The sequence below is a fragment of the Paraburkholderia sp. Tr-20389 genome (assembly GCF_017104565.1).
In the GTDB taxonomy this organism is placed as follows: Bacteria; Pseudomonadota; Gammaproteobacteria; order Burkholderiales; family Burkholderiaceae; genus Paraburkholderia.
The window spans coordinates 1-25,708 of record NZ_JAAGPD010000065.1; the positions used below are offsets into that span (position 1 = coordinate 1).

Consider the following 25,708-nt stretch of genomic DNA (forward strand, 5'->3'; position numbering starts at 1 on the left):
CCGCCATCGAACGGCGACGTCTATCTCGAAGTGACGATCAACGGCGAATCGACGAAGGAGATCGCGCACTTCGTCGTCACGGACGCGATGATTTACACGACCGCCGGTGAACTGCGCGACGTCGGCATTCGCACCGACGATCTGCCGCCGCCCGGCAAAGACGGCCTGATTGCGCTCGGCACGATTCCCGGCCTGCGCTACACGTACCGTCCCGAGCATCAGCAGATCGACCTGCAGGTCACCGACGCGCGCCGCCAGCCCGTCACGCTCGAGAACAGTCCCGCGCGGCCGCCCGTGTCGGCGAGCGGCACGGGCCTAGTGATCAACTACGCGTTCAGCGCGCAGACCAATTCGCCGACGCAGTACGGTCTCTACAGCGAAGAACGCTTCTTCTATCCGGGCGGTCTGCTCGACAACACGGGCACCGCGTACTGGTATCGCAACCTGCATCGCTACGTGCGGCTCGATACCACGTGGAGCCATTCGAATCAGGACACGATGGTGACGACGCGTGTCGGCGACACGATCTCGTCGTCGCTGACATGGACGCGTCCCGTGCGTCTCGGCGGCGCGCAGGTGTCGCGCGATTTCACGCTGCGGCCCGACCTGATCACCTACCCTGTGCCGATGCTCGCGGGCACATCCGCCGTGCCGAGCGCCGTCGATCTCTACGTGAACAACGTGCGCCAGTTCAGCGGTTCGGCGCCGTCGGGGCCGTTCGTGATCAACGCCGTGCCTGCCATCAACGGCGCTGGCGAAGCGGTGATCGTCACCCGCGATGTGCTCGGCCGCAGCGTGATGACGACGGTGCCGCTCTACATCGACGCGCGCCTGCTCGCGCCCGGCCTCACTGATTTCTCGATCGAAGCGGGCTTCATGCGCCGCTCGTATGCCCTGAGTTCGTTCGACTATGCGGGCGATCCTTCGTTATCCGTATCGTTTCGACATGGCGCGTCGTCGCGCGTGACGCTGGAAACGCACGGCGAAGCCACACGCGGCGTGTACAACGCGGGCGTCGGCGCACTGCTCGAAGCGGGCGGCGCGGGCGTGCTGAACTTTTCGGTGGCGGGCAGCGCGGGCAATGGCGGCGCCGGGTCGCTTGCACGCAATGCGCCCGCCGCGGGCCTTTCGAATACGGCGGGCGTGCCAATCGGTATCGGCTTTGTTGAAGGCACGACGAATACGTCGTCAGGCGGCGTGCTGCCGACGCCCGGCGGCAGCGGCGCGCAGTTCGCCGCGGGCTGGCAATGGCACATTCCGTCGCTGTCGATCGATCTGCAGGCGCAACACGCGACGCCGCACTACAGCGATCTGGCATCGGCGGAAGGCACGCCCGTACCGCGCACGACCTATCGCGCGACGGTCGCGCTGCCGTTTCGCCTGTTCGGCTCATCGAGCACGGCGAGCGCGAGTCTCGTCGGTCTCGACGATCCGTACTACGGCAATTCGCGCATCGGCTCGCTGGCCTGGACGACGACGCTGCCCGCGAGTACATCGCTTTCCGCGAGCGTCTATCACGACTTCGGCGACACCAAAAATACGGGCGTCTTCGTCGCGCTGAGCTTCCTGCTGGGCGGCACGGTGAACGCGAGCGTCAATGCCGGCAGCGATCACGGCAAGCCGCTGTTCGGCGCAGCCGTCACGCGCACGCCGGACTATGGCGGCGGCCTCGGCTGGCAGGTGCAGACCTCGCGTCAGAACGGTCAGCAGCAGTCGCTCGCACAGGCGACGTGGCGCGGGCGTTACGGCGATCTGATCGGCAGCGTCGCGAACGTCGGATCGCGGACCTACGGCGAAGTGGACGCGTCGGGTTCCGTCGTGTTGATGGCGGGCGACGTGCTCGCGGGGCGCCGCATCGACGACGCCTTCGCGCTCGTCTCCACCGATGGTGTATCTCATGTGCCGGTGCTGCACGAGAACCGCGTGATCGGCGAGACCAACGGCGCGGGCCATCTGCTCGTGCCCGACCTCGTCGCCTACGAGCCGAACCATCTCGCGATCGACCCGCTCGACCTGCCCGCCGACACCTCCGTCGCAACGACGCGCCTGAATCTCGCGCCGCAATCGCGTGCGGGCGTACTCGCGCGCTTCCCGCTGCGGGACTTCACGGGCGCGCAACTGATCGTCGTCGATACGGCCGGCAAACCGTTGCCGCCAGGTGCCGTGCTGACGCAACAGGAAACGGGCAAGCGTTACGTCGTCGGCTACGACGGCCTCGCATTCATCGACGATATGCGCGCAGCCAACACGTTCACTTCGACGTCCGCGCAGGGACCGTGCGAAATCGACGTGCCGTTCAGGCGCAACGGCAGCGGGCTGCCGACGCTCGGCCCATTCGCCTGCAAGGCGCGCTGATCATGAAACGCGCGCTATGCTTCGCCTTTCTCTCAGCATGCTTCGCCTGCATGCCCGGCATCGCGCAAGCGCAAACCTGTACGGCCGTCGCGTCGAATCTGAACTTTGGCCAGGTGAGTCCCGTTGCGGGCACGACAGCGAGCGCGTCGTCGACGATCACGATCAACTGCACGGGCATGTCCGTGTTGCCCGTGCGAGCCTGCGTGAACATAGGGACAGGCAGCGGCGGCGGCAGCTACCTGCCGCGTATCGCACTCAACGGCACGAACCAGCTGCAATACAACCTCTATACGGCGTCGGGCGGCAGCACGGTGTGGGGCTCGCGCGGCTCGACGACTTATGCGCCCATTGCCGTCGATATCACCGAAAACGGCATGTCGGGAACAGGCTCCGCAACGCTCACCGTCTACGGACGCGTGCCCGCGTCGCAGACCTCGCTGGTCGCGGGCACGTATGCATCGTCATTCGCGGGCGCGTTGCAGGCGGAACTGGACTATCAGGCGTATCTGCTCGTCGCGCCCGCCTGCGCGTCGCTGACGGCGCCGAACAGCGCGTTCAGCTTCACCGTCAGCGCGAATGTCATCAACGACTGCACGATCGCGTCGACGAACATCAACTTCGGCACGGCGGGCGTGCTCAATTCGACGCTCACCGCGACGGGCACGCTGACCGTCGCATGTACGAAGAACGACGCGTATTCGATCTCGCTTTCGCCCGGCGCGGGCAGCGGCGCGAGCGTCGCGGATCGCGTGATGACACGCAGCGGCGGCACCGACAAGGTTCACTATCAGCTGTATCAGAACGCGAGCTACTCGCTGCCGTGGGGCGACGGCACGAACGGCACCACGGCACTCACAGGCACGGGTACTGGGTCGTCGCAAAGCATCACGGTCTATGCGCGCGTGTTGCCGCAAACGACACCGCAGGCAGGCACCTACATCGACACCGTCATCGCGACGATCACCTACTGAATGCAATGCCGGGCGTCATTCGACGCACGCACGCAGCGCGTTGACGAGATCGAGCGGATCGTAGGGTTTGCGCAATTGCGTGGCGCCCTGCAAATGAAGCTGCTGTTCCGGCGACAATGCCGCATCGGAGCCCGTGACGAAGATCACGTGAAGGCGGGATTCGCGCGCGGTGGCATCGATCGCGAGATCGACGCCCGATGCGCCCGCCAGCCCGATATCCGTGAGCAGCACGTCGAAGCTTCCTTCCTGCAGCAAATCCAGCGCCTGCGCCGCGCTCGACGCTTCGGCGACCTCCACGCCGAAAGTGCGCAGCAACTCCGCCGTGCTCACGCGCACCAGCTCGTCGTCTTCGACGAACAGAATGCGCAGATTGCGGATCGCATCGAATGTCTCGTTGTTGCTGCGATCGACGAGCCGCACCGTCTGCGAGTCTTCCGCCTGCAGCGTCACGCCGCCGTCCGGCCGCGCATATTGCACACGCAGCGCATGCTCGATCTTGCGCGCGAGCGCTTCCCGCGAGTACGGCTTGCTCAGCAGTTCGACGCCTTCGTCGAGCCGTCCCGCATGCACGATAGCGTTGTCCGTGTAGCCCGACGTGAACAGCACCGCGATGCCCGGCTGGCGCTCGCGCGCCTTGCGCGCCAGTTCGGTGCTGCGCAGCGAACCTGGCATCACGACGTCCGTGAACAGCAGATCGATCGGCACACCGCTCTCGACGATCGCGAGCGCGCTTTGCGCATCCTTCGCTTTCAGCACGCGATAGCCGAGTGCCGAAAGCATTTCGACGACCGTCGTGCGCACGTCTTCATCGTCCTCGACGACGAGAATCGTCTCCGCGCCGCCCTTGGCCGGACCGGCGTCGACGATCGTTTCCAGATCCTCTTCTTCGCGCACGCGCGGCAGATAGAGACGGATCGTCGTGCCGTGTCCCGGCTCGCTATAGATCTTCACGTGACCGCCCGACTGCTTGACGAAGCCATACACCATGCTCAGGCCGAGGCCCGTGCCCTGGCCTTCCGGCTTGGTCGTGAAGAACGGCTCGAACACATGCTCCTGCACATCGGCCGACATGCCCGAGCCCGTGTCGGTGACGGCGACCATCACGTACTGGCCCGGCGTGACGTCGACGTGACGCTTCGCGTAGGCATCGTCGAGCGACGCGTTGCCGGCTTCGATCGTCAGCTTGCCGTGGCCGTCCATCGCATCGCGTGCGTTGATCGCGAGATTGAGCAGCGCATTCTCCACCTGGAACGGATCGACGAGCGTATTCCACAAGCCGCCTGACACGATGGTCTCGATCTCGATGCCGTCGCCGAGCGCGCGCCGCATCATGTCGTCGAGACCGCGCACGAAACGTCCGAGGTTCACCACCTTCGGCGCGAGCGGCTGTCTGCGGCCGAACGCGAGCAGTTGCGACGCGAGCTTCGCGCCGCGCGCGACGCCCGCGAGCGCATTGCGCACGCGCTGCGTCGGACGCTCGTCGCCGGCGACATCGTCGGAGAGCAACTGCAAATTCCCGCCGATCACTTGCAGCAGATTGTTGAAGTCGTGCGCGACGCCGCCTGTCAGCTTGCCGATCGCTTCCATCTTCTGCGCGACGCGCAGCGCTTCTTCGGCATGGCGCAGCGCTTCCTGCGTTTCGCGGTCGCTCGTCACGTCGCGGCCGACACCGTGGATGCGCCTGGTATCGGGATCGAACGACAGCGTCCATGCGATCCAGCGCCATGAGCCGTCGATATGCCTGAGACGGTTTTCGAAGCGCATCGGCGCACCCGTGCGGCGCAGTTCGCCGAGATGCGCCTCGACCCGAGGAAGATCGTCGGTGTGAATCAACGAGAAGTAGGATTGCAGCGCGAGCCAGTGCACGTCGTGACCGAGCACGCGGGTCCACGAAGGGCTCACGCGCTGCAATTCGCCGTCGAAGCCCGCGACCACGAGCAGATCCTCGCTCACATCCCACAGACGGTCGCGATCCGCGACGGCTTCGATCACGCGCCCTTCGAGCGTTTCGTTCAGTTCGCGCAGCGCCTCTTGTGCTTTCGTGCGCTCGGCGATTTCCCGTTGCGCAGCCTGGTAGAGGCGCGCGTTGTCGATGGCCGTCGCGGCCTGCGCGGCGATGCCTTCCACGTACCGCTCGGAGCGCGCGCTGAACACGCCCGGCGTCGGATGCCCGAAGAACAGTCCGCCAAGCACTTCACCCGTGCGCGACATGACGGGCGCGGCGAGATAGCTGCGCACCTGCAGATGCCCCTCGGGCATGCCGCGATGCGGCGGATTGCGTCCGTAGCGCGAGTCTTTCGTGATGTCGTCGGAACGCACGATGCCCTCGCCCTCGAACGTCGGCGCGAACACCGCGGTGTTGCGCGGCATCGGAAACTTCGCGAACGTGTCTTTCGGCACGCCCGACAGCGTGTACAGCATGTAGCTGCCGCCCTTGTCGTCCTGCACGTTGTAGAAGAACGAGCCGAACGCGGCGCCCGTGAGTTCCGTCGCAGCATCGACGACGACCTGCACCGCGCGGTTCAGGTCGAGTTCCGCCGCGACCACCGTGCCCACGCGATTCAGGATTTCGAGTGTGCGCGACTCCTCGCGCAGACGGTTGCCCGTTTCGCGACGCAAGCGCGCGAGTTGCAGATTGCCCGCGACGCGCGCAAGCAGTTCGCGCGCCGCGAACGGCTTGATCAGATAGTCGTCCGCACCCGATTCGAGGCCGCCCACCTTCGCCTCTTCGCCCGCGCGCGCCGATAGCAGCAGCACAGGCGTTTCGCGCAGATCGTCGTCGGCGCGCAGCGCCTGCAACAGGCCGAAGCCGTCGAGCTTCGGCATCATCACGTCGGAGACGATGAGTTCGGGCTGCAACGTGCGTGCGGCGGCGAGCGCTTCTACGCCGTCGGCGGCGACATGCACCTGATGGCCCGCCGCCGAGAGAACGCGGCGCATGTAGTCGCGCAGATCGGCGTTGTCGTCGACGACCAGCAGCTTGCCCGTCGCTTCGCCGTCCAGCGTGGCCGGCAGCGTGTCGCTCACGCCGGACAGCGCGCCGGCGTCGTCGGCATCGGCGGTCGTTGTATCGGGCAACCAGCGCCGCGCCGCATCGGCGTAGCTTTGCGCGTTCGCGCTCATCGTCGCGCGCGCCGCTTCACTCGATGCGGGATCGAGCGTGACCGTGGGCGGCAACACGACCGTGAAGCGCGCGCCAACGCCCGGTTCGCTTTCGACATGAATCGCGCCGTCCTGCAGCCGCACCAGTTCGCTCACGAGCGCGAGCCCGATGCCGCTGCCTTCGACCGAGCGGCCCATCGCGCCCTCTACGCGATGAAAACGTTCGAACAACCGTGGAAGCTCATGCTTGGGAATACCGATGCCCGAATCGGCGACGCTCATTTCGATGCTGCCGTCTTCCGTCAATTTCAGGCTCACCGAAATCGCGCCAGTGAGCGTGAACTTGAACGCGTTCGACAGCAGGTTCAGCACGACCTTCTCCCACATCTCGCGATCGATCGACACGAGATGGGGCAACCGTTCGCAATCCACTTCGAGCGTCATCCCCGCCGATTCGATGGCCGAACGGAACAGCGACGCCAGGTCGGAGGTGAAGGCGGCGAGATCGGTCGGCTGCGGATGGATTTCGATGCGTCCCGCTTCGATGCGGGAGAAGTCGAGCAGCGCGTTCACGAGCTTCAGAAGCCGCAAGCCGTTGCGATGCGTGACCTCGATCAGTTGACGGTCGCTCGCGCTCGCCGCGTCGGGCTGCGCGAGCAGTTCTTCGAGTGGACCGAGCATCAGCGTGAGCGGCGTGCGGAACTCGTGACTGATGTTCGAGAAGAAGGTCGTCTTCGCGCGATCGATTTCCGCGAGCGCTTCCGCGCGCCGGCGCTCTTCTTCGTAGGCGTCCGCGTAGCCTAGCGTCGCGCCCACCTGCCGTGCGACCAGCGTAAGAAACGAGCGGTAGTGATCGTCGACGAGCCGGTACGGATTCAGCCCCACGACGAGCACGCCACCGCGCCCCGTTTCCCCCGAAGGCTGCACGGGCAGCACGGCCGCCTGCGTGCTCGGCCGCGGCCACGCGCCCGAAGGCAGCGATACGCCGAAGCGTTCGGCGAGATCCGGCACGATCACGAGCTGCTGGCTACGGAGTGCGTCGATGAACGGCCATGGGCAATCGAGCGCATCCATCTTTGGCGGCGCGGCGAGATGGCCCGGCTCGATGCCGCATGTGGCCACCAGCGACGCGACGGCCGGCCCCGGCTCAGTCTGATAGAACAGCGCGAACGTGACGTCGTAGGGATCGCTTTCGAGCGCGCGCACGCTGCCTTCACAGACCTCGTGCCACGAGCGCGCGTCGCGCGTCGCGCTGCCGATTTCGCGCAGCAGCCGCAACTGGCGTTCGCCGAGCACGCGTGCCGTCTCGTCGCTGTTCGCGCAGATGATGCCGCCCGTGCCGCCGTGATCGTCGGGAATCGGGCTATAGGAAAACGTGTAGTACGTTTCTTCCGGATAGCCGTTGCGCTCCATGATCAGGAGCTTCTGCTCGACAAACGTGCCTTCGATTCCCTTCAGCGCCGTTTCCAGCAGCGGCTGGATGTCGTCCCAGATTTCACGCCAGATGACCGATGTCGGCTGACCGAGTGCGACGGGATGCTTGCCGCCGATGATCGACTTGTAGGGATCGTTGTAGAAAAAGAGGAGCTCCGGTCCCCAGCCGATCCAGATCGGCTGGCGCGACGTGAGCATGATGCGGATCGCCGTCTTCAGGCTTTGCGGCCATTGATCGGGCGCACCGAGCGATGTCGCGCGCCAGTCGTAGGCGCGTATCAGGCTCCCCATCTCGCCGCCGCCCGCAAGAAAGCTCGGGGCCGTACCGCCTGCGAGCGCCGCGTCCGCCTCAGAGGGAGCGCCCGCCATCGTGTTGTCCGGTTTCATCGACGCAACCTCAAATGTCCCGCCGTATCGCTCTCACCCATGCGGCCGTTGCCGGCCTCGCGATGGTTTTCTGTGTGCTGTGCTCGCTTGCTTCCGCTATTAGCCGTGTTCCGCTCGATATGCGCTCACTCCGTTACGTCGGTCCGGGTCGCGTCCGGCTGCGGCGTCTTACCTTGATTGCGCGGTGCGCCGCCGGCGGCGTCCGCCGCGATCACGCGCTCGATGTCATCGAGCGAAGCCGGCTTCACGAGATGGTGATCGAAGCCCGCGTCGCGGGTGCGCTGGCGGTCGCTGTCCTGTCCGTAGCCTGTCAGCGCGATCAGCAGCGCGCCCGCCGTGGCCGGCTCGGCGCGCAACGCGCGTGCGACCTGGTAGCCGTCGACGCCCGGCAGACCGATATCGAGCAGCACGACTTCCGGTTTGAATTCGCTAGCGGCCGCAATCGCAGCCGCGCCGTCGTACATCACGCGCACCTCGTGGCCGAGCATTTCGAGCAGGATCGACATCGACTCGGCACCGTCCACGCTGTCGTCGACGACCATCACGCGCCGTCGTGTGCCGGGCGCGCTTTCGCCCGCTTGCTGCTCAGCGGCAGGCGTTCCTTCCCCCTCCGCCGACGTGTCCGGCAACGCCTCGCAGGGCTCGCCCGCAGTTTGCTCGACCGCCATCGGCAGGGTCACGACGAATTCCGATCCCATCCCAAGTCCCCCTGAAAACGCTTCGATCGTGCCGCCATGCAGCTCGGTGAGTGTTTTCGCGAGCGACAGCCCGATGCCGAGTCCGCCTTCGGAGCGCGCCAGCGAATCTTCGGACTGCATGAACAGGTTGAACACGTCCGCCAGTTCGTTCGCTGGAATGCCGATGCCGTTGTCGCGTACGCGGATCGTCACGCCGCCGTCGGCGGCGCTCACGTCGAGTTCGATCACGCCGCCCTCCGGCGTGTACTTCGCCGCATTCGACAGAAGATTGCTGATCACCTGCGCGACGCGGATCGGGTCGCCGTAAATCATGCAGGCGTCGTCCGGCATGTTGACGCGCAACGTGTGCTGCTTCTTCGCGATGAACGGCTGATTCGCTTCGACGGCCGTCGCGACGGCGGCGTCGACATGGACGCATTCGATCTGCAGCGCGATCTTGCCGTGCGTGATGCGCGACACGTCGAGCAGATCGTCGACCAGCCGGCTCAGATGTTCGACCTGACGGCGCGCGATCATGCGCGCATGACGTACGGCATCTTCGGCCGCGTGATAGCGCGGATCCATCAGTTCGACGGCATTGCGGATCGGCGCGAGTGGATTGCGCAGTTCGTGCGCGAGCGTCGCGAGAAACTGGTCCTTGCGGCGGTCCGCGTCGCGCAGCGCTTCTTCCGCGCGATGCAGCCGCAACAGCGCGCGCACGTTGGCGACGAGTTCGGCGGGTTCGATCGGTTCGGTCAAATAGCTGTCCGCGCCGCCGTCGAGCGCGCGAACCTTGTCGAACGATTGCACGGCGGCCGCCGACGTCTGCAGGATGAGCGTCGAGCGCGTCTGCGGATCGCGCTTGAGAATCGAACAGACCTCGATGCCGCTGATATCGGGCAGCTTGACGTCGAGCAGCACGATCGCGGGGTTGTGCGTGCGCACCTGATCGAGCGCGCCCTGGCCCGTCGCCGCCTCGATCACCTCGAAACCGGCATGCACGAGCACGCGCGTTTTCGCGTAACGCGCGCCGTCGTTGTCGTCGACGTTCAGAATCAGCGGAGCGGCAACCGTCATGAGGCGCCTCCGTGTGCAATAGACGGGCCGCGCGGTACGTCGTCCAGACCGTCTGCCGCTTCGGCCTCGAGCGGCAGTGTCAGATAGAAGGTCGAGCCGACGCCCGGCTTGCTGTCGACGCTCGTATAGCCGCCGAGCAGCGCGGCGAGCTTGCGGCACAGCGGCAAGCCGAGCCCCGTGCCCTTGACCCGCTGCTGCATATGATTCTGCACCTGGCCGAACTCCTCGAAGATCACTTGGTGGTGCTCCTCCGCGATACCAATTCCCGTATCGGCCACCAGGAACGTGACGTGCTCGCCATCCGGCTCCAGATGCGCGCCGACGCGTATCTCCCCGCGCTCGGTAAATTTGAGTGCGTTGGAGACAAAGTTACGCAGTATCTGCGTGAGCTTGGCTTCGTCGGCGAAGATGGATGGCAAACCGTGTGTATCCTCGAAGATCAGCTTCACCGCCGGGTCGGTCAGGAGCGGCGTGAGCATCGCGCGCAGCGCCGCGAAGAGCCCCGTAGCCTTGAACCAGACCGGCGTCACCTCGGTACGGCCCGCTTCGATCTTGGCCAGATCGAGCAGGTCGTTGACGATCTCGGACAGGTCCTCGGCCGATGTGCGGATGAGTAGCACCTGGCGTTCCTGCTCGCCGGAAAGATCGCCGTCGAGACGATTGAGCAGCAGGTTCGACAGTGCGCGTATCGAACTGAGCGGCGTGCGCAGCTCGTGGCTCATGTTAGACAGGAAGCGCGATTTCATCGTATCGGCGCGGCGCAGTTCGTCCGCACGCTCGTCGAGTTCCGCATACAGCGCGACGACGCCGCGATTGGTCGCTTCGAGTTCCTGCGTGAGACGCGTGAGTTCGTCCTGACGGTCGCGCAGTTCCGTCAGCGTCGAAAGCAGTTCGCGGTTCTGTTCGTGCAGTTCGTCGAATGAACGGCGCGCTGATTCGTCGCTCGTTTCGCCGTGCTTGTGCCCGTTCGTCGTGTTTTGCTGGACGAGACTGCGCATGATCGCGTCGATGCCGGTAAGCGCCATGTCGGGCCGGTCGTTCGGCAGAAAGCGCGCCATCGACACGACTGTCCCCCGTTCCGCCGACGACTCGATCTCGCAGCGGTCCATCAGCCGGCGACTGCCGGCAATGCCGCAGCCCATGCCCGTCGGCGAGTGGTAGGTGCCGTCCAGCACTGATTCGAGATCGCGGATGCCGGGCCCCTTGTCGCGCACGTCGATGAGCAGCGCTTGCGGCTTCGCTGCGCCGTCGAACGCGAACGTGACCTCGCCGCCATGTGCGTATTCGAACGCGTTGCGCGCGATTTCCGACACAGCGCTCGCGATGCGCGTTTGATCGAGCGGAGAAAAGCCGAAGCCCGCGGCGATCGCGCGAGCCTTGCGGCGCGCCGCTACGACATCTTCTTCGGCTCCGAGCCGGATGCGCAAGATAGGGGTCGTCATGCGTGAAATGTACTCCTTGTCGGTGGGAGTTGGCGCTTTAGCGCCTTACTCCCGCCCCATGCAGAGCTGTCGATCAGAGTTGGCGCTTTAGCGCCTTACTCTGATCCCATGCAAAGCTTCGATCAGAGTTGGCGCGTTAGCGCCCTACTCTGATCCCGCAACCAACTGCTGCTGATCCGCCTTGACGACGACCACGGTCGCGTCGTCTCGTCGGCGCGAGAAATCGCGGTACAGCACCGCGGCGATCATCACGGCCGGCTGCAGTTGCAGGCCCGGATATGCGGCCAGATCCCAGCGCGTGCCGATGCCGTCCGAATGCAGGATGAGCAGCGCGTCCCGCGTCCACGGCACGGCGAACTCCTGCGAATCGCGCATCGTATGACCGACGATCCCGTTGCGCGACGTGAGCTGCCAGCTGTCCCGAGATCCGTCAGACGGCGCACTCGCACTTCGCGCAGCACCACCGCCGACGAGCACCGGCCTGCCGACGTTGAAGATCGACGCCGAGATGTTCCCCGTTCCCGCGAATTCGAGCTGCGAACGCGCCAGATCGAGCCGAGCGATGGCGACGGCGGCGCCGCGCGTCGGACGCAGCGCGCCGTGCGCGAGTTCCATCAGCGCCGCAGGCGAACGGCCCGCGCGCCGCCGCACGACATCGACGGCGCCCGCTGCCGCGACATGCGCGTCGGGACCGTGGCCAAGTCCATCGGCAACGGTGACGGTCAGACCGTGCTGATCCGCTTCGATGCCCCATGCGTCGCCGCACACCGATTCACCCGGATAAGGCACGCATACGCCGCCGATGTCGGTGCCCGCCGCCGCTCGCATCGCGCGCGCCGGTGCGCGATCGCTTGGAACACGGCTGCGCACGACCGCGCGCAGCACCGTGCCGAGCCCCGGTTGCGAATACACCGACACCTCTTCCGACAGCCGCCGGATCGCGCCCAGTCCCGTGCCCGGCGTGCCCGCCGTCGTGCTGCCGTCGCGAAACGCGAGACCCACGTTCTGCATGCCAGGTCCTTTATCGATCGCGACGATCTCGACGCCGTCCGCGAGTGTGCCCACCGCATCCGAAGGCAGCACGCGCACGAGCAGTTCGCCGTGCTGCGCATGCTTGAGAATGTTGGTCGCGGCTTCCGTCACGATCAGCGCGACACGGCCCAAGTCCGTTTCGTTCAACGCGCCTTTTTGCGCGGCATCGTTCGCGCCGCGCCGCGCGAAGGCGACGCTGCTCGCGTCGGTGATTTCGAACGACGCGTGCATGGCGCGCAGACCGCTCAGCGAAGTTTCCATTTGGTGATCGACACCGTCGTGCCTTTTCCTGGTTCCGACTGGATTTCGAATTCGTCGCACAGACGCCGCGCGCCGCCGAGCCCCAGGCCGAGGCCCGAGCCGCTTGTGAAGCCGTCCTGCAACGCGCGTTCGATATCCGGAATGCCCTGCCCGTGGTCGACGAAGGTCAGTCTGATGCCTTTGCGCGTGCCGTTCAGCAGCACGTTGAGCGTCGCGTCGCCGCCTCCGCCGTACAGAAGCGTGTTGCGTGCCAGCTCGCTTGCGGCCGTGACGAACTTCGTCTGATCGACGAGCGAGAAGCCTTGTGCAATCGCTTCGTCGCGCACGATCTGGCGAAGCTTGACGATCTCCTGATCCGAGCGCAGACCGACTTCGACAGTCGATGTCACTACTACGCCGAATGAGTTCATGTGTGAGCGCCCCGTTTGGTCAACGCTGTCGCTGCTTGAGCAGCGCCATGCCTCGTTCGACATTGAGCGCCGTGCGCACGCCTGTGAGCGTGAGCCCCAGCTCGACCAGCGTGATCGCCACCGACGGCTGCATGCCGACCACGACCGTTTGCGCATCGAGCACAGTCGCCATCGCCGCCGTGTTGCTGATCATGCGGCCGATGAAGGAGTCGACGATATCGAGCGCCGAGATGTCGATCAGCACGCCTTTCGCCTTGTCCTTCACGATGCGCGCGGTCAGATCGTCCTGAAGCGCGATGGCGAGACGGTCGTGCATGTCCACCTGAATCGCGACGATCAGGCAGTCGCCCATCCGCAGGATTGGAATGCGATCCATGTGCTCACCTCAGCTCGCGACGCGAGCCGAAATGCTCGACCCGCTTTTTTGCAGCGCGACGATGAACGCGTCGGCGAGCGTCGACTTCGTGATCACGTTGGTAAGGTCGACGCCGAGATGCACGATGGTCTGTGCAATTTGCGGACGGATGCCGCTGATGATGCAGTCCGCGCCCATCAGACGCGCGGCCGCGACCGTCTTGAGCAGATGTTGCGCGACGAGTGTGTCGACGGTCGGAACACCCGTGATGTCGATGATCGAAATCGCGGCGCCTGTTTCGACGATTTTTTCCAGCAAGCTTTCCATCACGACCTGCGTGCGCGCCGAATCGAGCGTGCCGATCAGAGGCAGCGCAAGAATGCCTTCCCACAACTGCACGACGGGCGTCGACAGTTCGAGCAGTTCTTCCCGCTGACGCGAGATGATTGCTTCGCGGGCGCGCTGGAACACTTCCGTCGTGAAGAGGCCGAGCGCGTCGAGCAGCAGGTTCACCGTCCAGCTCACTTCGGCGAGTTCGAGCGGCTGGCCGCTGAACTCTTCGCGCATGCGCGAATAGAGCGGCTGCTTCAGCGAGAACACGAAGGTGGCTGTTTCGACTGGCGTGAAGCCCTGGCGCGCGCGATGCGCGGACATGTCGGCGAGAAATGCGCGTACGGGTTCCCATTCGGGGCGGCTCGCGTCGAGCGTATCGGCCTTCGCGATCGTGTCGGAGAACACGTTCAGGAAGTTGCGGAACTGATCGTTCATTTCCGCTTCCGTGGTCAGGCCACGGCGCAGCGCAATCGATAGATGCTGATTCAACCAGTCGGTGAGCAACGTGTCGCGATGACGCGTCAGCACCTCGACGAGAGCCGCGCTTTTCGATGCGTTCATAAGGTCTCCGGGGACGTTCAGGTAAATATTGCTCGATTGTTTGCGTGCAAACCGTTTGCGCACATTCGATGCGCGCAAACATTACCGGAAGGCGCCTGATGACAGCAGATAGCAGCGCCTTACTGCACGATCGACCAAATACTACAGGGACGCTGCGTGATTGAGCATAAAAAGAGGGCCGAAATGTGCGATGCGCGACGGGCTTCGCACTGGCATCTCTTGAGCGGTTTTGTCTGACCTTGCAACGCTCATTGCGCCGCTCATTGCTCCGTTCAGGGTTCGCTGCAGACGAAGTTGTTTGCGTCGTTGAGATTGCCCTTGCCGAGATAGCGCGGATACATCGGATAGCGGCACAGCGGACGCGAGCGGCCGTTGGTGGGAGGCGCGATGTCGGTGGCGAGCAGCGTTTCCGGCGAGATGCCGCGCGTCACCCAATTGTCGAGTGCGCCGAGCAGATCGACGGATGGAATGAACACGCCGCTGCCATGCTGGAAGCCCGGCACCATGTAGAGACGCATGAACGCGTTCACGCGCTCGTCGCCGTATAGATCGACGAGGTGCTCGTAGTAGCCGATGGTCTGGTTCGGGCTGATGACTTCGTCGGCGAGACCTTGCATCGTGATCAGCTTGCCGCCTTTCGCCATGAAGCGGCTCAGGTCGGAATTCATCGCGCCGATGGTCTGCGAGAGCGCGACCAACTGCTTCTGATATTTGCCGGGATGCAGCACGTCGAACTTCATCGAATCGAAGGTGGCGTCCTGCGCCATGAAATAGCGGGCGTAGCCGTCGCCTTGCGCGAACAGATAACCGTTGCCGGCGAAAGTGGGCGACGTCTGTCGCACCGGGTCGCGGCCGAGTCCGAGCGCGCCGTTGAAGCGCGTGCCCTGAAAGACGTTGTAGCCGTGATAGCCGTTCACGTCGTAGGCGAGCTTGTACGGCAACTTGAGGCCATCGCGCAGGACGTTGAGCGTCGACAGTTGCGCTTCGGTGAGGCAGCCGCCTTCGTGCGCATAGGAGGTGCCGCGATGGCAGCGCAGCGCGTCGATGATTTCGGCTTCGTGCTGACGGCATTGCGCGACATTGCTGACGATGCCGTCCGCCGCGCCGTCGAGTTTGTCGCAGACTTCGAGCGACTTCTGATAGACGCGTTCGAGCAGCGCGGGCGGCACGAAGCCGCCGGGCGCCGCATATTCGGCCTGGCCGACGCGCACGCCGATCAACCGCACGCCGGAGAAGTTCAGCGCGGGCGAATCGGCGATCACACCGTCGTAGTCGTCGGGGAAACGCTGCATCACCGTGTAGCCTTCGCGGCCGCCCGTCGAGCCGCCGGCGAAGTACATGCGGTCGGGCGGGTGACCGTACATGCGTACGATCAGCGCGAGGGCCGCGTCGTGCGTTTTCTTCAGATGTGCGTAGCCGAAATTGATGACGGATTCGTCGACGAGACCGAACACTGCCAGCGACGAATTGCCGACGTGACCCGAGTCGTCGCCGAAGGTAACGTAGCCTTGCGCGAGCGGCGCACGGATCGGCGAGAACGGCATCACGCCGATGCCCGTGACGACCGTGCCGTTGTAGCCGCCGCCACCGACCTGCAACGCGCGGCCGTTCCAGCGGCGCGGCAGGTTCAGGTCGAAGCGGATGTCGGGCGTCGTGCCTTTTATCGCGCGGATCACGCCTGTGACGCGGCAGAACTCGCCCGCGCCGTTGCCGGGCGTTTGTGCTGAGATTGGCGTGGCGGTTTCGACGTGGGCGCCGTGGGTCGGAATCGCGATGGTGTCGGGGTCGAGCCAGATGCCGTTCAGGTCCGTGCAGCGGGTGGTGAAGGTTGGTTTTTTTGCTTCGGTTTGAGGTTGAGGTGGGGTGTCAGGGGTGACTGACATTGCTGCTGCTGTTGCTGTGTTGGCGCCGAAGACGGTCATCGCGCACGTGAGCGCGATGCGTGACAGCGTTCGTGCTGCGCGCGGCCATGCCTTACCGCGCTTCATCGGCAGTCGGCTCCGCTGACGGCGGCGCGCGGCTGCGTCGGGCCCTTCCAGTCATTCCAGAAACGCGCGAGCAATAGCACTGCGATGATCGCGATCAGGTCGCCGGCGAGCGCTGCCAGGCCGTGGCTCAGGCCGCTGAGGCTGCGCGGGGTGGCGGTGTCGACGGCCAGCGAAATCAGCGTGCCGCCGACGAAACAGACGAGCCCCGTCTGGCCGACCTTCACGACGGCCGGCATGCGGTGCGCAAGTCTGGCGATCGCGCCCGTGCGAACGAGCCCGGTTGCGAGCCAGGCAATGGCGAGGAAGTTGATCACGCGTTCAATCGACAGGTTCTGTTTCAGGTGGCCTGGGAGCGGTTGCGTCAGGATGAACAGTTTGGTGACTGCGAAGGCTAGCACGGCTGCGATGGCGATTCTTGTTAACCAGCGGCCGGTGCGGGATTCCTGGATGTCGGTTGGGACCGGGTGTTCGCGGCAAAGGATACCGATTACGAACATCAGTTGCCACGCGAAAGGGTTGAAGGCCCAGTCGCTGACGTCGTCTATGGCGAAAAGTTTGGCCAGCGGTGTGGCTAGCGCCCATGTTGTTGCGCTTAGTGCTAGTGCTGTTAGCGGGGATTTGCGTGCTAAGGGGACGATGAGTGGGACGGTTAGGGCGAAGAGGACGTACATCGGCAGGACGCTTGATAGGTATGGCTGGCGTCTCAGCGTTGCGATTTCGAAAGCTTCCTTGAATGGGGCTGCGGAGAAGGTCGGCCAGCCGGTTAGGTCGACCATGGGGCGGTTCAGGTGCAAGCGCTGCAGGATTGCGCCTGAAAGTAGTGTAAGGAGCGCTGTCAACAGGTACGCCCTGTAGATCTCCCAGCAGCGTCTGTGGAAGCGGGTTTGGGCGGCTTTGGGGCCTTTCTTGCTCAGTACGGCGTTGTACGCTGCGGCTGATGCGTAGCCGCCCAGGCACACGAAAACTTCCGCCGAGTCGCATAAGGCGTAAGCGTGCAGCATCAGGTGCTGTAAGACGCTCCCCGGGATGTGATCCAGCACGATCACGATCAGCACTATCCCTCGGAAGAAATCCACTTCGATCGAGCGGAGACGGGGTGGGTTCATGCGGGGCTCGGGTTGGGCTTTGGGGATGCCTACGCTTTGACGTGCCGCTTTCTGAGGGTGCTGCTTGGTTTCGGGTTTACGTGGAGTAGGAGCGGTGGAGAGAGGGAATGTTCCCTGTGGTTAGCGGGGTGTAAGGAGGGACTTGGGGAATAAGGCGAGTTGGATGTGCTCGGACTCCAGACTTAAGGATGGTTAAGTTTGGTGCGCGGAGGACTATTAAACCAAGCCGCCGCATCGCTACGACGGCTTGCGCCAAGCAGCGTGCCAACAGTTATGCCCCCGTCTGTGCCCCCCCATATTGAGCACTGGTAAAATCGGGCGACTTTGGTTTTGGATGAGCTAGCCCGCAACGCCCTAAGCGTTGCGCGAATACAACAACGCCCTCGAGGCAGACCAGGCCCTCGTAGCTCCGAGAGCCTCTGAAGAACCGATTCGCGATGTTCTGCTTGTGCGAGCGACGCACCGACACGATCTCCGCCCGCACGGCTGCCCGCCAGCACCTATCTTACCGTTCATTCGCAAACAATACCGAAGAGCGCCCCACTTGGATCTACGTATGAGTAACGAAAAGGATCTTCTCACCCAGATCGACTCGCTTGGCGAGCAACAGCTCAGACGACTGCTGGTTGAGCACCTCACGCGTCGCAAGCTTGGGCTTTACTGGGAATCGAACGCGATCGAGCGCGATGAGGCTCTGAATTCTCACGTTGTCCTGCCGACGTTAGATGAGAAGCTGTCAAATCTCTCAGCTGCCGCCGAGCCATGCCGCAATCTAATTGTTGAAGGTGACAATTTCGATGCTTTGCGATTGCTCACGGCGACACACAGAGGCAAGGTGCGCGTCATCTATATTGATCCGCCATACAACACTGGAAACAAAGATTGGGTCTACAACGACCACTACGTCGGGGCAAACGATCGTTGGCGGCACTCCCAGTGGCTAGAGTTTCTTTATCGACGGCTAACGCTTGCTCGCGAGCTGCTGACCCCTGACGGCGTCATATTGGTGTCTATAAATGACGAGAATCGCGCGCGCCTTGAACTGCTACTTGAAGAGGTTATGCCAGGTAGACGCTTGGGCACGATCACATGGAGGACGCGCCAGGGTTCCAATGCCGATCAACGATGCTTTCTTAGCGTTGATCACGAGCATATTCTCGTCTACGGCAATTCGGAGTTCCGCTTCAAAGGATTTGAAAAGACGTACGAGATGTATAGCAATCCGGACAGCGACCCCAGAGGAGACTGGCGCCCCGACAACTTGACGCTAGGATTTTCCTACCGAGAGCGTCCGAATTTGTTTTATCCGCTGACCGATCCTCGTTCTGGCGTCTCGTATCCGCCTAATCCCGATCGTGTCTGGGTCTATGCAACAGAACAGCGGCTAAAGCCAGGTCAGCGGGTTCAAGCCAAGACAATGGAAGAGTTCATCGCTCTCGGACAGATCATATTTCCCTCAGAGCAACGAATCGAAACGTGGCACACCATCGAAGCCCTGCTCAACGCGATTGACAAGGGGGACGTTCCGAAAAGCGGAAAGACTCCCTTGCTTCGTCGCGACCTTCCGAATCTCGAATACTGGGTCGGCCGCCCGGTTGGTTTCGGACGCCCTCAGTTCAAGCGATATAAGGCAGATCTGAGAAACCAAACTCAACCGTTGTCGAGCTGGATAGTGCCGAGTTTTGAAGAAGGCGACTACGAAGCAGAAAATAGTTTGATCTCAGGTACGAACCAAGAAGGCGCACGTGCAATAGCTGAACTTTTTGGTGATCGTGCGTTTAACTATGCTAAACCTCTGTCGCTCATTAAAGGGCTCTTGGCTCAGGCAACCAAGTCGGATGACATTGTTTTGGATTTTTTCGCAGGTTCTGGCACTACCGGTCAAGCTGTGATGGAATTAAACGCAGAAGATGGTGGAGCCCGCTCGTTTATTCTATGCTCTAGCACCGAAGCGACTGCTAAAGAACCGAAGAAAAATTTATGCCGTGACGTCTGCGCCGAACGCATAAGGCGCGTTGCCGAAAGAATGGAAGATGGGAAACAGTCTCTTGGTCAGTTTGCATATTTGAGACTCGATCTGCTGCAACCAGCTGATATTGCCTTTGACGCGACCTCGCACCACGCGTTTCACCTTCTTGGACTTCGAGAGCGGCAAGCCACCTCGGTACTGCAAAAGACAAACGTTCTCAGCATCGGTGGTACGGAAGAACTCGCGATCTTAGTCTGCCCGGAGGTCGATAACGGGACGCTCGAAACGCTTGCCACTTGGCCGGCGAATCGACTTTCCGTCTATTCCCCTCGGCCAGAAACGGTCGAGCAAATCTTGAGCGAACGCGGGTTACAAATCAACAGCTATTCACTCCTAGACGCGCTTCTACGCGGACAGACCACCGTTGCGTCCAATTAAAAATATCAACCCATATGTCCACAATTCCGCAAGAAGAAGCGATGAATTTCCTTGTAACCGCTCCTCAAAGCGCTGGTGTAGAACCAGAGGAATTTCAGAAATCGATCATACGGGGTATGACCAAGACATTATTGAGAGAGACCAAGGCGCCTTGCTTGTTAAGGGCTCCGACCGGTTCCGGAAAGACCTACATGCTCGCACGTGTCCTTGCGGACGTTAGCGCCCAAGAGAATGCGGTCTGGTTTTGGTTTGTCCCCTTTGTCAACCTTGTTGCGCAAACCCTTGATGCATTGGTAAGCAATACATCGGACTTAACTCCTCAACTGCTCGTGCACGGTAGAAACCAAGACCCCGCTGGGGGCGAGGTCCTAATATCGACCGCTCAAGCCGTTGCTAAAGCCCAATGGAGAAACAGCGGCTACAACGCCGACGGTGACGACGATACTCGGACATTGGCTGAACTCAGAGCACGGGCTATCGTCAAAGGACTTAAAATCGGCCTTGTTGTTGATGAAGCGCATATCGCGCTAGACAAGGCTACCGAATTCGGCAAGTTCGCTCAGTGGCTAAATGCCGATTACTTGATTATGGCAACGGCCACGCCTAGAGATCAGCGCATCCTAGATTTCCTGGCCGGTGCGGGAAAGTCCGAGTTCGAGTCATTCACGGTCAGCCGCGACGAGGTAGTCGACGCTCGATTGAACAAGCGCTTCATCGAAGCAATCGTGTATGACCTTCGCTCGAGTGTCCAGACGGTCGCCGACCTGAAGCGCACTGTCCTAAGGCAGGCGTGGAAACGGAACCAAAGACTTAAATCTATTTTGGCCAGCGCCGAGATACCTATCACACCATTGCTCTTAGTGCAGGTTGCAAACGGCGACACGACCGTGGAGGAAGCAGAGCGCGATCTGATTCGCATCTGCAACGTCCCTGCGCACGCCATTGGAAAGCACTCGTCAGACGAACCCGATCCTGTTCTTATGGCGGCTATCGCCAACGATTCGACTAAGGAAGTGCTGATCTTCAAACAGTCTGCGGGGACAGGGTTCGACGCGCCGCGAGCGTTTGTGCTCGCGTCTACGAAAGCCGTGAACGATACCGACTTCGCCATGCAGTTCATCGGTCGCGTAATGCGTGTCGCAAGAGCGATCCGGACCAAGTATGTGACCTCCGACCAGATTCCCGAGGATCTGAATACCGCTTATGTGTACCTCGCCAACGCGGAGGCGCAACGAGGATTCGAATCGGCGGTGGCGGCGACGAGCCAGATCAAGAGCGCGCTCGAAGGGCAAACCGAAAAACTAGTGACCCGTCAGACAATGTCCGGGGCCGTCGTGTATAGCAATCGCTCCACCCCGCAAGCACCGATAGCGTATGACTTCTCGCTTCCGGCTAGCCCACAGAGTGCTCCTCCATCGACAGGAGTCAAGCCGGCCGCCCCTGATCAATCTCAGGAAACATTCCGGTTCGACGAGCCACAAGATCTGCTCGACGAAATGCAACAAGTGCAGATCAAACCTCAGAAAAATGCTTTGCGTGCTGCAATCTCTTCGGAAGATGATCTCTCAGCGCAGCTTTCTACTGCGAGAATACGCCCATATCTCATTAACAGAGAACTCAGAGACGTCCCGCTCGCATTGAAGCGCGAGCGCCGACCAGACTTGGTGGACATGTCCGCTATTTCGCAGACTGTCGCCGCCAAATTAGACGTATCGCAAAAACTTTTGGACGACGCGGTAAGGGTTGCGCTCAATCGCGTAAAGGTTAGTGAACTCCACACAGAACTTACGACGAAGAAAACACGAAATGAACAGGTAAGGATTGTTACGGATCGGAATGCTCTCGCGAAACATGCAATCACCTGCCTCAGAGCGCTTCCCCAAGTCGAAGACGCAGATTGCAGGATAATTATCGACGTCCTCGCTCAACGTGTTACCGCATCCATTCGCGATGCACTCGACGATGCAGAGGATACGCCGGATGTGACAACTATTCAGCGTTCGGCGCGCGACGCCGCCCACTGGATAGTCATTCGGCAATTCGACCGACTTGAAGAGGGACTTCATGAAGCGATTGCGGCTCAAGCTTTGACAGAGAATGCCGAACCGCTCCCCGACGCGATGCTGTTTCCCGTGGATATACCCCTTACAAGCTCGAGCAAGAACATCTACGGTGTACTACCTCCCACGAACGACGAACTAAGCTTGGTTGAACAGGTTCTATTGCTGGAGGATCGCGCATTACTTTCCGAAAAGACCTATTTTTTTGAGGATCAACCGTTTAGAACAGGGAAGTTCGATGGAGTCTCAAGTCTCAACAGCGAAGAAAGGGCGTTCGCTCGCGCACTTGATGATGCAGATTTTGTTGAGTGGTGGCATCGCAATCCAGATCGCAAACCATATTCGGTTAGATTGGTACGAGGTGAGCACAAAAACTTCTTCCATCCTGACTTTGTCGTTTGCCTCCAGCATTATCCCGGAGACAAGCCCATCCTCCGGTTGATCGAGACAAAAGAAAACGTTAAAGACGCAGCGAGAAAAGCAAAGCACGTTCCGGATTATTACGGGAAGGTTCTTTTCTTGACCAAAGATCACAAACGTCTAAGGTGGGTCCGCGAAGACGGCAGTTTAGGCAGCGATGTTGATCTGGAAGACCTGCATGAAGTTCGTGAGTGGTTACGGAGTACCCGCCCAGTCGTGGCCTAAGCGGGGACGCTCCGCCGGCCGAGCTGCTGCAAGCAGCACGTCGCACATAGGCAGACGAATGTGGCGTGCCTTGAGGGCGCAGGGTACCCGGTGCGCATCGCGTGCCACACTCAGTGCGACTTGAGGCCCTCGCAGCTGGATGCGGGGACTGGAGCCCGTTCGGTAAGACGCTGTGCATGCCTTTTACCGCTTTTTGATGCGCTGGGCTGAGTCGCGGGATACGAGATCTCTGCGTAGTTCTGTATAACAATCTGAGCAGCCCCAGACGTCGGCGAAGGCACGGCCGCAGCCTCTTGCGCTGGCGAAGGTGGAGTTACGAAGGAGCGCGCAAGAAATACGAGTAAGACGGCGATTGCCGACAGGGCGACGACCTTCACAATCCTGAATGCTGGTTCACCCTTCTTTACGCGCTCCCACTCGCTTTTCAATACTACCTTTGTCGACTCCATCAACTCACCGGTCAAACGCTGCTCCTCAGCCTTTGTGCCGCTGCCGTTGTATGCGTTAAGAACGTTTGATCTAAATGAGGCTACTTGCTGAATAAGGTGCGAGTGCTCTCGTGGATTCAATCGCAGGAGAATTCGATGCTCAATCGACTGCAATTCATGCAATAACTTAAAATTATCCTCCAGAAACTTCACTTGCGAATCTTGGTTGTTTTTTTTCGCGCTATAAAGTGCGACAACCTCAGTGGTTCCAGAGATAAATTGTGAAATATCTTTCCGTATTTCATCTATCCAGGTCTGGCGAAACTCGGAAGTCTTCTGCTCCTTTGTCAGAACCGTCGAAATGAATACCACGAGCCCGGCAATAGCCGCGGCAATAATGGAACCTATTGCGGCGTCAGGTAGCTGCATAATCGTTGACCATTAGATGATCATTCAGGACTCTTCCTTCACTATCGAAATGAAATACATGTCACCTGCCAGTGGGTCGAAAGCTCCATACTCCAGCACCGGGCAGGCAACTATTCTAAACTCTGGTGGATTCCGCTTCTTGAGGTAGCGCCTCAATCCGGAGAAGCCCTTGTCAGTATGGATGTGCAAGTTGAACTCTTTCCTAGATATGAGGTTGAGCGCTTTGGCCTTTGAGATTCCGCCGCTCCCCGAGTCCAAACCCCGCAAAGTAATCGGTATCTCAACAAGATCACCCAATGATCGAACCGATACCACGTTGTGAAAGGCTGCTGAAATCCGTTGATCAAAGACAAAAGTGGACAGAGCCTTTCCTGCATGCAGAGTTACTTCTACAAAACTACCGTCACCGTCCCGGGCTCTAATAGCGGAAGCGATTTGATCAAACTCCTTAACGATGGACCGATCGCCGTAGGCCCGCGTCTGCGGCGCATCAGGACTGTTCATAAACTGTCCGTATTCCATCGAAGTTTGCGCGCCGGCGTTGTAATTCCTGCGTCTCGCCTCAGCCTGATCGACCAGTCGTTCCTGCTCTTCAACGACGGGAGCGCTTGCTTGTTCGTAAGCCGGCGCAACCGCGTTTTCGATTCGCTTTACGATATGGGCACTGCCGTCTTCACTGCTACCTAATAAGTCCGCAATGAACCCGCCTTCACGAGTTTGAGCCATCATGAAGTCTGTCTGAGCGTAGTCCTCGTCGCGAAGCCGCGCATTCTTCCAGATGCTCCCGTACTTCACGTCGAGATATGCACGGTCGATTGCGGTTTGTATGTGACTGAGAGTTTTACTAAATGCGCGCAACTGAACAGAGTGATCCTCTGTAATCGGGCCATCGAAGTGTATCGATATACTATTTTTACTCATGGCGATCGCGACCTTATCTTTAATCTTATATCGCCCGACCGCTACCTAATTGACGCAGAAACGCAGATAGAAAGCCGCGCCGGACCGTTCATCCTGCGTTAACGGCCGCCAGTGAGATAACTGTAGGAATTTCGTGAAATATGCGTGTTGCGCGCAAGCCGAGTAAGCGACTCGTATGTAACTAATCTAGGAAAACGTACGCTCGCCTCCATGACGCGTTCATCGAACCAGCAATCGGATCGGCGAATCAGACGTTTGGAATCAACCTTCCGCATGGAAAAAAGCCTTTGCGGATTTCGATGCCGGCCACACTGGTCAACGCCGCGTCCGCCGAGTTCTTCAATGCGGCTCTGGGGGGCACCGGAGAAACACTTTTCGTATAGAGCACGTTACGAATCGCGCTTGGGCAGCCGGTCGCCGTCAATGTGATAACCACCACGTCCCGCCCTCTCGACTGCAATATTGAACTGACGGGCCAATTGAGCATTCTTTTTGAAGTGCAAGGGTCTGTCGGCAGTTTGATCGAGGGCGGCGCACAAATGGCCGTGTATGGCCTCGATTTCTGAAGAAACGTCCGGCACCGTCTCGTAATAGTCGCTTGCCCCGAAATCCGCAAAAATGTCGATGTATGCGGGGCCGTCCTCGGCACGCTTAATGTGCGTGTTTAGGAAAGCCGTCAGCCTGGTATTCGGCATCTCCGAGCACTTACGACGTATGTGTTCGCGCACCGAATTTTCCAAGATGACACGCGGGCCATCTGCGTGAGTCGACTCGAAAAGATAAGCGTTGACAAAAGCGGGCCCAAAGACCATGGGTGCTCCCGATTTTCCCAAAGTCGAACTGTCTTCGTGGTACAAAAGACCTTTAGCTACTCCGCCGCGGCTAAGAAAGCCGGCCATCAGCAGCTGCCGGCAGATCCGAAAAACTATATATACGAGAAGTCCAATCTCTCGAATATCCGGTTTAACTGAAATGACGACGCAATCAGAAAACGAAGTCATCCGGTCTTCAAAGTCATCGGCTGTCATATCAAGGCCGACTTCTTTCGCAAAGACATCAGCCCACGCATCATTACTCACCGACAGTGCATGGTATATTTTTCTAACCAAATCCGGTTTGCCGGCCGATTTAAAAATGATGTCTTTGAATCCGAGCACGTCGACAAAAGCGACGACCCTTTCTTCATACGCTGCGTGCCGAGGAGCGTCGGCGACGAATGCCGTTTCCTCCGACTGTGGCACCGTTGCCTGAGTCTCGACGACAGTAATGTCGGAAATATTAAGGCCCTCTGGTAGAGGGCCGCTTTTCTCAGCTGAGTCAGGCAACG

Annotated in this window: 16 protein-coding genes; 4 read left to right on the forward strand and 12 right to left on the reverse strand. The window is 61.0% G+C overall.

What is annotated here, in order from left to right; all coding sequences use genetic code 11:
- Both G3N95_RS37015 and G3N95_RS37020 read left to right on the forward strand, forming a co-directional pair.
- A partial coding sequence (locus G3N95_RS37015; protein WP_205975037.1) for a fimbria/pilus outer membrane usher protein occupies positions 1-2,355 on the forward strand: 2,355 nt, incomplete at its 5' end.
- Positions 2,356-2,357: 2 nt separating this feature from the next.
- On the forward strand, positions 2,358-3,326 hold the full coding sequence (locus tag G3N95_RS37020; RefSeq protein WP_241019164.1) for a spore coat U domain-containing protein: 969 nt from the start codon (positions 2,358-2,360) through the stop codon (positions 3,324-3,326).
- A gap of 15 nt (positions 3,327-3,341) precedes the next feature.
- Here G3N95_RS37020 and G3N95_RS37025 read toward each other — a convergent pair whose 3' ends face one another.
- The 9 genes from G3N95_RS37025 to G3N95_RS37065 all read right to left on the reverse strand — a co-directional run bounded on the left by G3N95_RS37025 (position 3,342) and on the right by G3N95_RS37065 (position 17,491).
- The gene (locus G3N95_RS37025) at positions 3,342-8,249 is read right to left on the reverse strand and encodes a response regulator (protein ID WP_205975038.1); all 4,908 of its coding nucleotides are present in this window, start codon (positions 8,247-8,249) and stop codon (positions 3,342-3,344) included.
- Between the two features lie 125 nt (positions 8,250-8,374).
- Positions 8,375-10,003 (reverse strand): response regulator, encoded by a 1,629-nt coding sequence (locus G3N95_RS37030; protein ID WP_205975039.1) that lies wholly within the window; start codon positions 10,001-10,003, stop codon positions 8,375-8,377.
- The gene (locus tag G3N95_RS37035; protein ID WP_205975040.1) at positions 10,000-11,445 is read right to left on the reverse strand and encodes an ATP-binding protein; all 1,446 of its coding nucleotides are present in this window, start codon (positions 11,443-11,445) and stop codon (positions 10,000-10,002) included. The genes G3N95_RS37030 and G3N95_RS37035 overlap by 4 nt, the downstream gene beginning before the upstream one ends.
- Before the next feature lie 144 nt (positions 11,446-11,589).
- The gene (locus G3N95_RS37040; RefSeq protein ID WP_205975041.1) at positions 11,590-12,738 is read right to left on the reverse strand and encodes an ATP-binding protein; all 1,149 of its coding nucleotides are present in this window, start codon (positions 12,736-12,738) and stop codon (positions 11,590-11,592) included.
- A complete protein-coding gene (locus G3N95_RS37045; RefSeq protein ID WP_205975042.1) occupies positions 12,723-13,148 on the reverse strand; it encodes an anti-sigma regulatory factor in 426 nt (141 codons plus the stop codon). Before G3N95_RS37045 ends, G3N95_RS37040 begins: the two co-directional genes overlap by 16 nt.
- A 19-nt stretch (positions 13,149-13,167) precedes the next feature.
- A complete protein-coding gene (locus G3N95_RS37050) occupies positions 13,168-13,524 on the reverse strand; it encodes an STAS domain-containing protein (protein ID WP_012399553.1) in 357 nt (118 codons plus the stop codon).
- Positions 13,525-13,533: 9 nt separating this feature from the next.
- On the reverse strand, positions 13,534-14,397 hold the full coding sequence (locus G3N95_RS37055; RefSeq protein WP_205975043.1) for an STAS domain-containing protein: 864 nt from the start codon (positions 14,395-14,397) through the stop codon (positions 13,534-13,536).
- A 272-nt stretch (positions 14,398-14,669) separates the two neighbouring features.
- Positions 14,670-16,385: a tannase/feruloyl esterase family alpha/beta hydrolase gene (locus G3N95_RS37060; protein ID WP_205975044.1), complete on the reverse strand. Its 1,716-nt coding sequence runs from the start codon at positions 16,383-16,385 to the stop codon at positions 14,670-14,672.
- Positions 16,382-17,491 (reverse strand): OpgC domain-containing protein, encoded by a 1,110-nt coding sequence (locus G3N95_RS37065; RefSeq protein ID WP_205975045.1) that lies wholly within the window; start codon positions 17,489-17,491, stop codon positions 16,382-16,384. Before G3N95_RS37065 ends, G3N95_RS37060 begins: the two co-directional genes overlap by 4 nt.
- A 556-nt stretch (positions 17,492-18,047) precedes the next feature.
- On the opposite strand from G3N95_RS37065, the gene G3N95_RS37070 reads away from it, so the two are divergent.
- Together G3N95_RS37070 and G3N95_RS37075 are read left to right on the forward strand one after the other, a co-directional pair.
- Positions 18,048-19,898, forward strand: coding sequence for a site-specific DNA-methyltransferase (locus tag G3N95_RS37070; RefSeq protein WP_205975046.1), 1,851 nt, complete (start codon positions 18,048-18,050; stop codon positions 19,896-19,898).
- A 41-nt stretch (positions 19,899-19,939) separates the two neighbouring features.
- Positions 19,940-22,603 (forward strand): DEAD/DEAH box helicase family protein, encoded by a 2,664-nt coding sequence (locus G3N95_RS37075; protein ID WP_205975047.1) that lies wholly within the window; start codon positions 19,940-19,942, stop codon positions 22,601-22,603.
- Between the two features lie 110 nt (positions 22,604-22,713).
- Here G3N95_RS37075 and G3N95_RS37080 read toward each other — a convergent pair whose 3' ends face one another.
- The 3 genes from G3N95_RS37080 to G3N95_RS37090 form a co-directional block, all read right to left on the reverse strand.
- Entirely contained in the window at positions 22,714-23,460 is a 747-nt protein-coding gene (locus G3N95_RS37080) for a hypothetical protein (protein ID WP_205975048.1), read from the reverse strand.
- 24 nt (positions 23,461-23,484) lie between these two features.
- On the reverse strand, positions 23,485-24,381 hold the full coding sequence (locus G3N95_RS37085) for a hypothetical protein (RefSeq protein WP_205975049.1): 897 nt from the start codon (positions 24,379-24,381) through the stop codon (positions 23,485-23,487).
- A 389-nt stretch (positions 24,382-24,770) separates the two neighbouring features.
- Positions 24,771-25,706: a hypothetical protein gene (locus G3N95_RS37090; protein WP_241019165.1), complete on the reverse strand. Its 936-nt coding sequence runs from the start codon at positions 25,704-25,706 to the stop codon at positions 24,771-24,773.
- Positions 25,707-25,708: the final 2 nt, after the last annotated feature.

Coding starts and splice junctions, on each gene's coding strand:
- G3N95_RS37020 (WP_241019164.1), top strand. CDS start 2,358: ATGAAACGCGCGCTATGCTTCGCCTTTCTCTCAGCATGCTTCGCCTGC.
- G3N95_RS37025 (WP_205975038.1), bottom strand. CDS start 8,249: ATGAAACCGGACAACACGATGGCGGGCGCTCCCTCTGAGGCGGACGCG.
- G3N95_RS37030 (WP_205975039.1), bottom strand. CDS start 10,003: ATGACGGTTGCCGCTCCGCTGATTCTGAACGTCGACGACAACGACGGC.
- G3N95_RS37035 (WP_205975040.1), bottom strand. CDS start 11,445: ATGACGACCCCTATCTTGCGCATCCGGCTCGGAGCCGAAGAAGATGTC.
- G3N95_RS37040 (WP_205975041.1), bottom strand. CDS start 12,738: ATGGAAACTTCGCTGAGCGGTCTGCGCGCCATGCACGCGTCGTTCGAA.
- G3N95_RS37045 (WP_205975042.1), bottom strand. CDS start 13,148: ATGAACTCATTCGGCGTAGTAGTGACATCGACTGTCGAAGTCGGTCTG.
- G3N95_RS37050 (WP_012399553.1), bottom strand. CDS start 13,524: ATGGATCGCATTCCAATCCTGCGGATGGGCGACTGCCTGATCGTCGCG.
- G3N95_RS37055 (WP_205975043.1), bottom strand. CDS start 14,397: ATGAACGCATCGAAAAGCGCGGCTCTCGTCGAGGTGCTGACGCGTCAT.
- G3N95_RS37060 (WP_205975044.1), bottom strand. CDS start 16,385: ATGAAGCGCGGTAAGGCATGGCCGCGCGCAGCACGAACGCTGTCACGC.
- G3N95_RS37065 (WP_205975045.1), bottom strand. CDS start 17,491: ATGAACCCACCCCGTCTCCGCTCGATCGAAGTGGATTTCTTCCGAGGG.
- G3N95_RS37070 (WP_205975046.1), top strand. CDS start 18,048: ATGAGTAACGAAAAGGATCTTCTCACCCAGATCGACTCGCTTGGCGAG.
- G3N95_RS37075 (WP_205975047.1), top strand. CDS start 19,940: ATGAATTTCCTTGTAACCGCTCCTCAAAGCGCTGGTGTAGAACCAGAG.
- G3N95_RS37080 (WP_205975048.1), bottom strand. CDS start 23,460: ATGCAGCTACCTGACGCCGCAATAGGTTCCATTATTGCCGCGGCTATT.
- G3N95_RS37085 (WP_205975049.1), bottom strand. CDS start 24,381: ATGAGTAAAAATAGTATATCGATACACTTCGATGGCCCGATTACAGAG.